We start from the raw sequence: 4,058 nt of genomic DNA, 5'->3' as shown, positions 1-4,058 counted from the left end.
ATCGGCCGTTGCGACGATTTTCTCTTCGGCGGCCAGAAAGGCGTGCGGCAAAATCCTGCGGCGCAGTTCAGACGACGTCACCACCGCGGTGCCCTTTTTGCTAACCGCGACCGCCGCGGCCGCGGCGGCCAGGCGCAACGTGGTTTCCCAATCGGCGCCCGCGGCCAGCGCCACCGCCAGCATCGCCGCCACCGTGTCGCCGGCGCCGGAGACGTCGCGCACCGTGACCGGCAGCGCCGGGACATGGATCGCCTCGCCATCGCGAGGGACCAGCGTCATGCCATGCTCGCTCTGCGTGATCAGCATCGCGGCGCAATCGGCCAGGATCATCGCTTCCTGCGCCGCGGTGGCGATGCCAACCTCGCTGTCGGCGCGGCTGCGGGTGGCTTCGGAAAATTCCTTGCGGTTCGGCGTCAGCAGCGTGGCACCGCGATAGATCGCCAGATTGGCGCTCTTGGGATCGACAATGACGCGCTTGCCCAGCTTCTTGGCGGCGTCGATGACATTGCGAATGACGCGCGCGGTCAGCACGCCCTTGGCGTAGTCCGACAGCAGCACGATATCGGCGCGCCCCAGCTGCGGCAGGATCGTATCGATCAGCTGCTGTTCGATCGAAGCCGAGGCCGGCTTCGCCAGCTCCCAGTCGGCACGCAGCATATGCGTGGAAAAATGTTCGGAAACGAACCGTACTTTTCGGGTCGTCGGCCGCGCGGCGTCGGCGATCAGCAACGGCTCGATCAACCGCTCCTGCCCCAGCGCCTCCTTCAGAGTCCGGCCCGCCTCGTCCGCGCCGATCAGGCCGACAAAGATGCACTTCGCGCCAAGGGCTGCGATATTGCGCGCGACATTGCCAGCGCCGCCGACGCTGATCTCGCTGCGCTGAACCGCGATCACCGGCGCCGGCGCCTCCGGAGAGATGCGCGACACCTCGCCATAGACGAATTCGTCGAGCATCAGGTCGCCGACGCACAGCACAGTCTGGCGGGCCATCGCCTGCGACAGGGTGTCGAAATCGAACATCAAGCTCTTACCTGTTGCGCATCAGCGGAAACGATCGGGCTGATCGAGGAAGCCCTTGACGTAGGCGTCGACCGAATCTTCCAGCGAGGTGAAGCCGCCATTATAGCCGGCGCTGCGCAACCGGTCGCCTTCGCTTTGCGTGAAATACTGGTAGCTGCCGCGAATTTGCTCCGGCATGTCGATGTAGTCGATGTTCGGCGCGGTGCCGAGCGCCGCGTAAGCCGCCAGCATCAGGTCCTTGAAGCTGCGCGCCTGCCCGGTGCCGACATTGAAGATGCCGCTGACCGCGGGCGACGCCAGCAGCCACACCAGCACGCGGACCACGTCGTCGACATAGATGAAGTCGCGGCGTTGGTCGCCGTCGGCGATGCCGTCGCGGTGCGACTTGAACAGCTGGATGCCGCGGCCAGCCTTGATGTCGTCGAAGCGCCGCGTCAGCACGCTCATCATCGTGCCCTTGTGATATTCATTGGGCCCGAACACATTGAAGAATTTCAGGCCGGCCCATTGCGGCGGCAACCGCTCGCCCCGGGCGACGCGTTGCGCCACCGCCAAGTCAAACAGATGTTTGCTCCAGCCGTACAGGTTCATCGGCTGTAACGTCTTCAATGCGGCCACGCTCTGCTCGTCCCTGAACCCCTGGGTTCCGTCACCATAGGTGGAGGCAGATGAGGCGTAGATGAACGGTGTCGCATGGGCGGTGCACCAGTCCAGCAGCCGCATCGAGAGCCGGAAATTGGTCTCGATCACCAGGTCACCGTCGGTGGCAGTGGTCTCGGAAATGGCACCCAGATGAATCACGGCATCGAGCTTGCGGCCCCGCAACCAGCCCATCAGTTCCGCCGGCGGAACAATGTCGGCGAGCTGACGCTTGGCCAGATTCTTCCATTTGCAGTCATGACCGAGGAAATCGCACACGGCGACGTCCGCCCGGCCGGCGTCATTCAGCGCGGCCACCACGTTCGATCCGATAAAACCGGCCCCTCCGGTCACCAGCAGCATGAAATCCCCAACCTGTTCTGTCTTGCCACCTTTGCCCCACTCGCACGCCACAGGCAACTTGGACATCGGCAAGGCGAGAGGCAGACACTGACATGTAACGAAGCGTTTCCAGATGGCTTGTTCTTCCAGATTGGAGGGGCTACCGACGGTGCGTCCATCCGTAGCGAAGCCCCTGAAAGAATGAACCCTAATTCGTCTTATCCTGGTGTCAAAGTCGATGCGGACGACACCCGCCCGATTCTGATCGTGCCCTATATGTGGATCGGCGATTTTGTCCGTGGCCATACGGTGGTGCGGGTCTTGAAGGAGCGCTGGCCGAACCGGCCAGTGGATCTGCTGGTGACGAAGCTGGTGGCTCCGCTGGTCGACTATATGCCCGGAGTCCGCCAGGGCATCATCTGGGACCTGCCCCGCAGCCGGCTGGCCCTGGCCCAGCAATGGGAACTCGCGGCCCGGCTGCGCGCCCAGAACTATGGCACGGCACTGGTGATGCCTCGCACCTGGAAATCGGCTTTGGCGCCGGCGCTCGCCGGGATTCCGGAGCGCGTCGGCTTCGTCGGCGAGGTCCGCTTCGGCCTGATCAACCAGTGGCGCTGGGGCGAGAAGAAGCTGCCGCGCATGATCGACAAGAAATCCGCGCTGGCGCTACCCGAGGGCACCCCCCTGCCTCCCGAATGGCCGGTTCCGCAGTTGCGGGTACCCACCGAGGAGATCGCACGCTGGCGGGCGACCAATGGCCTGGGCAACGGTCCGGCCGTGGCGCTGGCGCCCGGGTCGGTCGGCCCCTCCAAGCGCTGGAGCTATTATGCGCAAGCCGCGCGGCTGCTGATCGAACGCGGGCTGGACGTCTGGGTGATCGGCGGCCCCGGCGAGAAAGCACTGGCGGAAGAGCTTGTCGCCGTGGGCGGGCCCGGAGTACGCGACCTCACTGGCACTGATTTGCGCAATGGCGTGGTCGCCATGGCCGCCGCGGGCGTCGCCGTGTCCAATGATTCCGGGCTGATGCACATCGCGGCCGCCATCGGCACACCGACCATCGGAATTTTCGGGCCCACCGCGCCGCATCTGTGGGGCCCGCTCAATCCGCTGGCCGCCATTATCCAGACCAGGACAACGGTGCCGTGCCAGCCCTGCCACCGCCCGGTCTGCACCCTGAACGATCACGCCTGCATGCGGGACATTCCGGCGCTCGACGTCGCCGACGCGACCGAACGGGTCCTGAAGGACGCGGCCTTCGGCATGGCGCCTTGAGGTGATGTTTTTGCAGCGCTTGCGCCGACCCGGCACGGCCAGTACCACAGGCGCGAGTTTCAACCGGGACGATATTTTGTGAGCCAGGATCCGATCGCAGCCCATTTCGAAGCGTCGGGCGCAGCCATGCAGCGCGCCGCCGGTGACGCGACCTTGCTGGCGGCGTGCCATGCCGTCGCCACCGCGATCGTCGCGGCGCTCCGCGCCGGCAACAAACTGCTGCTGATCGGCAATGGCGGCAGCGCCGCGGACGCTCAGCATATCGCCGCGGAAATCGTCGGCCGCTACAAGCTGGAACGGCCCGGTTACGCCGCGATCGCACTGACCACCGACACTTCCGCGCTGACCTCGATCGCCAACGATTACGGCTTCGAGCGTGTTTTTTCGCGGCAGGTCGAGGGGCTGGGTCAGCGCGGCGACGTGCTGATGGCACTGTCGACCTCGGGCCGCTCGCCGAACATTCTCACCGCGTTGTCGAAGGCCCGAGAACTCGGGATGGTGACCGTCGGATGCACCGGCGTCAACGGCGAGGCAATGCGGGCGCATTGCGATCATCTGCTGATGTCGCCGAGCGACGACACCCCAGTCATCCAGCAGATCCATCTGGTGGCGTTGCATGGCATTTGCGACGAGGTCGAACGCGCCATGATGCGCGGGGTCGACAAGACATGAGTGACGTCGCTGCAACCGCAAAGCCCGCCGCTTTCCTCGACCGCGACGGCGTGATCAATTATGACGACCATCACGTTTTCCAGCCGGAAGCGCTGCGCTGGATGCCCAACGCC

4 protein-coding genes and 1 pseudogene are annotated in these 4,058 nt (G+C 65.0%); 3 read left to right on the top strand and 2 right to left on the bottom strand.

What is annotated here, in order from left to right; all coding sequences use genetic code 11:
* Together rfaE1 and rfaD are read right to left on the bottom strand one after the other, a co-directional pair.
* The coding region (gene rfaE1, locus Q0S16_RS11855) for a D-glycero-beta-D-manno-heptose-7-phosphate kinase (RefSeq protein WP_295848413.1) at nt 1-1,020 on the bottom strand (1,020 nt) is incomplete at its 3' end.
* Nucleotides 1,021-1,041: 21 nt separating this feature from the next.
* A complete protein-coding gene (gene rfaD, locus Q0S16_RS11850) occupies nt 1,042-2,022 on the bottom strand; it encodes an ADP-glyceromanno-heptose 6-epimerase (RefSeq protein ID WP_295848415.1) in 981 nt (326 codons plus the stop codon).
* 180 nt (nt 2,023-2,202) lie between these two features.
* Here rfaD and waaF point away from each other — a divergent pair, with 180 nt between their 5' ends.
* The 3 genes and pseudogenes from waaF to Q0S16_RS11835 all read left to right on the top strand — a co-directional run.
* On the top strand, nt 2,203-3,273 hold the full coding sequence (waaF, locus tag Q0S16_RS11845) for a lipopolysaccharide heptosyltransferase II (protein WP_295848411.1): 1,071 nt from the start codon (nt 2,203-2,205) through the stop codon (nt 3,271-3,273).
* A gap of 78 nt (nt 3,274-3,351) precedes the next feature.
* The gene (locus Q0S16_RS11840) at nt 3,352-3,945 is read left to right on the top strand and encodes a D-sedoheptulose 7-phosphate isomerase (protein ID WP_295848409.1); all 594 of its coding nucleotides are present in this window, start codon (nt 3,352-3,354) and stop codon (nt 3,943-3,945) included.
* A pseudogene (locus tag Q0S16_RS11835) lies at nt 3,942-4,058 on the top strand (D,D-heptose 1,7-bisphosphate phosphatase); the annotation flags it as partial. The gene Q0S16_RS11840 and the pseudogene Q0S16_RS11835, both read left to right, overlap by 4 nt.

It is taken from the genome of Tardiphaga sp. (assembly GCF_025356345.1).
Classification (GTDB): Bacteria; Pseudomonadota; Alphaproteobacteria; order Rhizobiales; family Xanthobacteraceae; genus Tardiphaga.
The sequence above is the reverse complement of the archived record's forward strand: the minus strand, read 5'-3'. Positions and strand labels throughout refer to the sequence as shown.